The organism is Azonexus sp. (genome assembly GCF_036170495.1).
GTDB lineage: Bacteria > Pseudomonadota > Gammaproteobacteria > Burkholderiales > Rhodocyclaceae > Azonexus.
Genome location: NZ_JAVHPH010000154.1, coordinates 1 through 4,883, shown reverse-complemented (window position 1 = coordinate 4,883; position 4,883 = coordinate 1). Strand labels below are relative to the sequence as shown.

Sequence of the window (4,883 nt, the reverse complement as noted above, 5' to 3'; positions counted from 1 at the left end):
AAATCATGAGCAAACGCTGGTATGTCGTTCACGCCTACTCCGGTTTCGAAAAAAGTGTCATGCGTGCCATTTTGGAGCGCATAGAGCGGCTAGGTATGCAAGACAAATTTGGCCGCATTCTGGTGCCGGTTGAGGAAGTGGTTGAAATGAAGAATGGCCAGAAGGCCATCTCTGAACGCAAGTTCTTCCCGGGCTATGTGCTGTGCGAAATGGAAATGGACGATGATTCCTGGCACTTGGTGAAGAATACGCCCAAAGTAACCGGTTTTGTCGGCGGCACGGCGACCAAGCCCACGCCGATTTCCGAAAAAGAAGTTGAAAAAATCATGCAGCAAATGCAGGAGGGTGTTGAGAAACCCCGTCCGAAGGTGTTGTTTGAGGTTGGCGAAGTTGTGCGCGTCAAGGAAGGTCCGTTTACCGACTTCCATGGTGCCGTCGAAGACGTTAATTACGAAAAAAATCGCATCCGCGTCTCGGTGACTATCTTTGGTCGCGCTACGCCGGTCGAGTTGGAGTTTGGCCAGGTCGAAAAAGCCTGATCGCTGTTTTAGGGCAAGCCGAAAGCCCTCCGTTTCGGCAAGAGGAGCGTTGGTAGCGGAAGTGTTTCCGTGAAGGCGCGCTAACACTCATCAATAAGGAGCAATTATGGCCAAGAAAATTATTGGTTATATCAAGCTGCAAGTGCCTGCTGGCAAGGCAAATCCGTCGCCCCCAATCGGTCCGGCGCTGGGTCAGCGCGGACTGAATATCATGGAATTCTGCAAGGCATTCAATGCCCAGACGCAAGGCGTCGAGCCGGGTCTGCCGATTCCTGTTGTGATCACTGCATTCGCGGACAAGTCCTTCACTTTTGTGATGAAGACGCCCCCGGCCACCATCCTGATCAAGAAGGCTGCTGGTATCAAGTCCGGTTCGGCCAAGCCGCATACAGACAAGGTGGGCAAGATCACGCGTGCTCAGGCTGAAGAAATCGCCAAGACCAAGATGCCTGATCTTACCGCCGCAGACATGGATGCAGCCGTTCGCACCATTGCTGGTTCCGCCCGTTCCATGGGCATTACGGTAGAGGGTCTGTAATCATGGCTAAGCTCACCAAAAAGCAAAAAGCCCAAGCGGGCAAGATTGTTGCGATGAAGCTGTATCCGGTTCAGGAAGCACTGACTCTGGCCAAGGAAACCGCAACCGCCAAATTTGACGAGTCCATCGACGTTGCTGTTAATCTGGGTGTCGATGCACGTAAATCGGACCAGGTTGTTCGTGGTTCTGTCGTTCTGCCAGCTGGTACCGGCAAGTCCGTCCGTGTGGCCGTTTTCGCCCAGGGCGAAAAGGCTGAGGCCGCCAAGGCCGCCGGTGCGGAAATCGTCGGTTTCGACGACTTGGCCGCTGAAGTCAAGGCGGGTAACCTGAATTTTGATGTCGTTATCGCGACGCCGGATGCCATGAAGATCGTTGGCCAACTCGGCCAGATACTCGGTCCGCGTGGCCTGATGCCGAACCCGAAGGTCGGTACCGTGACGATGGATGTCGTCACTGCCGTGAAGAACGCCAAGGCTGGTCAGGTTCAATACCGTACTGACAAGGCTGGCATCATTCACGCCACCATCGGCCGTGCCTCCTTCTCGATCGAGAGCCTCGAGTCCAACCTGAAGGCGCTGATTGATGCATTGAACAAGGCGAAGCCGGCTTCTTCCAAGGGCCAGTATCTTCGCAAGGTTGCAGTTGCTGCCACGATGGGCCCCGGCGTTCGCGTCGATCAGGCCACTCTTATTGGCTAAAAGTACTTTGGGCTGCTGGTGATTGCCTAGGCAGTCACCAGCAGATCGTCAAAGACCGCAGGCGCCTTGGCAACGAGGCTTAATCGCGAAAGCACCCTGCGCAGACGGTGTCCCAGAACAAGATTTTCTGCTGACCGGAAACGGGCGGCATAGCTTCTGGTTCAGGTCGCCGTAGGTGCGGCGGGAAATTCTTCCCGTCGTGTTATGACTTGAAAGGAGGAAAGACCTGTGGGTCTCAATCTGAACGACAAAAAAGCGGTTGTAGCTGAGGTATCGGCACAAGTAGCCAACGCCCAGACTATCGCGATTGCCGAATATCGTGGCATTGAGGTCGGTGACCTCACTGTGCTGCGCAAAAAGGCTCGCGAATCTGGCGTCTATCTGCGCGTGTTGAAGAATACCTTGGTGCGTCGCGCCGTCGCGGACACCCCGTTCGCAGGCCTGGCAGATCACATGGTCGGACCGCTGATTTACAGCGTATCCGCCGATCCCGTGGCTGCCGCGAAGGTGCTTAGCGATTTCGCTAAAACCAACGACAAATTGGTACTCAAGGCTGGCTCCTACGCCGGCAATGTGCTCGACAAGGCTGGTGTGCAGGCGCTTGCGTCCGTCCCGAGTCGCGAAGAGCTGCTCTCCAAGCTGCTGTACGTCATGCAAGCTCCGGTCGCCGGCTTCGTCCGCGGTCTGGCTGCCCTGGCTACCCAGCGCGAAGAAGCTGCCGCTTGATCCCTACCGCATACGAACTGATTTAGGAGTTTATTGAAATGGCAATTAGCAAAGAAGACATTCTGGAAGCCGTAGGCTCCCTGACCGTTATGGAACTGAATGACCTGGTCAAGGCATTCGAAGAGAAGTTTGGCGTTTCCGCTGCTGCCGTGGCTGTTGCCGGCCCGGCTGGTGCTGCTGCTGTTGTCGAAGAGCAGACTGAATTCACCGTCATGCTGAACGCAGCCGGCGACAAGAAGGTCGAAGTCATCAAGGTCGTTCGTGCTGTGACCGGTCTTGGCCTCAAAGAAGCCAAGGATCTGGTTGATGGTGCTCCGAAGGCAGTCAAGGAAGGTGTTTCCAAGGCTGATGCAGAAGCCCTCAAGACCCAACTGGAAGCAGCTGGCGCCAAGGTCGAAGTTAAGTAATAGACGTTTCGCAAGCGGGCTGGCGGCTTTGTCGCCAGCCCTTTTGTGCTTTGTATTGCAGGCTTAATACACCCCAAAAACGAACTTGAATAACGCCAGTTGGCAAACGCAAACGATGCTTTCTTCTTCCCCTCTGGGGAGGAGAGTTCGTTTGCGTTTGCCTGTTTTCTCAGGTTCAACGTTTGATTCCATCCTCACGGAGTTACCATGACTTACTCCTTCACCGAGAAGAAACGCATCCGCAAGAGCTTCGCCAAGCGCGCCAGCGTGCTTGACGTCCCCTACTTGTTGGCGACCCAGTTGCAGTCTTTCAAGGATTTTCTGCAAGACGGGGTCGCTCCAGAGCGGCGGAAAAACGAGGGCTTGCAAGCCGCATTCACCTCTATATTTCCGATCATTTCGCATTCCGGCAACGCTCGCCTGGAGTTCGTAAGCTACATGCTGGGTGAGCCGGCATTTGATGTTACGGAATGCCAGCAGCGTGGCCTTACTTTCGCATCTTCGCTACGTGCGAAGGTCCGCTTGGTCATCATGGATCGTGAAGCACCCGATACCGTCAAGGAAGTCAAAGAGCAGGAAGTTTACATGGGCGAAATGCCCTTGATGACGACCAACGGTTCTTTTGTTATCAACGGAACCGAGCGGGTTATCGTTTCGCAGTTGCATCGCTCACCTGGTGTGTTCTTTGAGCATGACCGTGGCAAAACTCATAGCTCGGGTAAGCTGCTTTTTTCTGCGCGGGTCATTCCTTATCGTGGATCGTGGCTGGATTTCGAATTCGATCCGAAAGATACGTTGTTTTTCCGCGTAGACCGTCGTCGGAAGATGCCGGTCACCACCCTGCTGAAGGCCATTGGCATGTCGTCCGAGGAAATTCTAGCTCAGTTCTTCGAGTTTGATACCTTCCTGCTGTCCAAAGACAAAGTCGAGTTCACCCTGGTTCCCGAGCGGCTGCGTGGAGAAGTTGCTCGATTTGACTTTGTTGGCCCTGATGGCAAGGTGATTGTCGCCAAAGACAAGCGTATTACTGCCAAGCATATCCGTGACATCGCTACAGTCGCCATCAAGCAAATTGAAGTGCCGGAGGAGTTTCTGGTCGGGCGAGTCGTTGCCAAGAGCATCATTGACAAGGCGACGGGCGAAGTCATTGCCAACGCCAATGACGAAATAACTGAAACATTGCTCACCAAACTGCGCGAATCCGAGATTTCGACGATCGAAACCCTGTACACCAATGAACTCGATCGTGGAGCGTTTATTTCAAACACACTTCGCGCCGACGAAACAGCAAGCCGCCAAGCTGCTCGTGTTGCCATTTATCGAATGATGCGTCCAGGCGAACCGCCGACGGAAGAGGCGGTTGAAATCCTGTTTAACGGACTCTTCTATTCTGACGAACGCTACGACCTGTCTGGGGTTGGCCGGATGAAGTTCAATCGGCGCCTGGCTCGTCCTGATGTGATTGAGTACAAGCTGATGCTCAAGGGCTTGGCTTCCAAGGCCGAAGCTGCGCTGAAAAATCTGGCTGAAGCTTCTGGTTTTGCGCTGGCTGCCATTCAAGATCTAGTCGGTTTGATGCCATTTGGCGCCCGTGCCATGGTTGAAAACGTGACGTTGGCAGAAGCAGAGGCGCTGTCTGCAAAGATCAAGCCGCTCGGTGCCAACGTTGAAGTTCGCGAACAACTAACCCTGTCGCCTCGTGACATTGTTGAGGTTATCAAGATTCTCGTTGAATTACGCAACGGACGCGGCGAGATCGATGATATTGACCACTTGGGTAATCGTCGTGTTCGTTCTGTTGGTGAGTTGGCTGAAAATCAATTCCGCGCCGGTCTCGTTCGTGTTGAACGTGCCGTCAAGGAACGCCTTTCGCAAGCCGAATCCGACAACCTGATGCCGCACGACCTGATCAATGCCAAACCGATCAGCGCTGCAATCAAGGAATTCTTTGGCTCAAGCCAATTGTCGCAATTTA

The 4,883-nt window shown here is 54.0% G+C and carries 5 protein-coding genes and 1 pseudogene; all 6 read left to right on the top strand.

Translation table 11 applies throughout. The features are described 5' to 3' along the window. Positions 1–5: 5 nt before the first annotated feature. Entirely contained in the window at positions 6–539 is a 534-nt protein-coding gene (gene nusG / locus ADADOO_RS04840; RefSeq protein WP_226403518.1) for a transcription termination/antitermination protein NusG, read from the top strand. 106 nt (positions 540–645) lie between these two features. Continuing rightward, positions 646–1,077 carry a 50S ribosomal protein L11 gene (gene rplK / locus ADADOO_RS04835; protein WP_066879525.1) on the top strand — a complete coding sequence of 144 codons (432 nt, stop codon included), beginning with the start codon at positions 646–648 and terminating at the stop codon, positions 1,075–1,077. A 2-nt stretch (positions 1,078–1,079) separates the two neighbouring features. Further along, entirely contained in the window at positions 1,080–1,775 is a 696-nt protein-coding gene (gene rplA, locus ADADOO_RS04830) for a 50S ribosomal protein L1 (RefSeq protein ID WP_511275478.1), read from the top strand. Positions 1,776–2,003: 228 nt separating this feature from the next. Further along, a complete protein-coding gene (gene rplJ, locus ADADOO_RS04825; protein WP_494648355.1) occupies positions 2,004–2,501 on the top strand; it encodes a 50S ribosomal protein L10 in 498 nt (165 codons plus the stop codon). Positions 2,502–2,539: 38 nt separating this feature from the next. Beyond that, on the top strand, positions 2,540–2,908 hold the full coding sequence (gene rplL, locus ADADOO_RS04820) for a 50S ribosomal protein L7/L12 (protein WP_511270624.1): 369 nt from the start codon (positions 2,540–2,542) through the stop codon (positions 2,906–2,908). 207 nt (positions 2,909–3,115) lie between these two features. Next, positions 3,116–4,883, top strand: a pseudogene (locus ADADOO_RS04815) (DNA-directed RNA polymerase subunit beta); the annotation flags it as partial.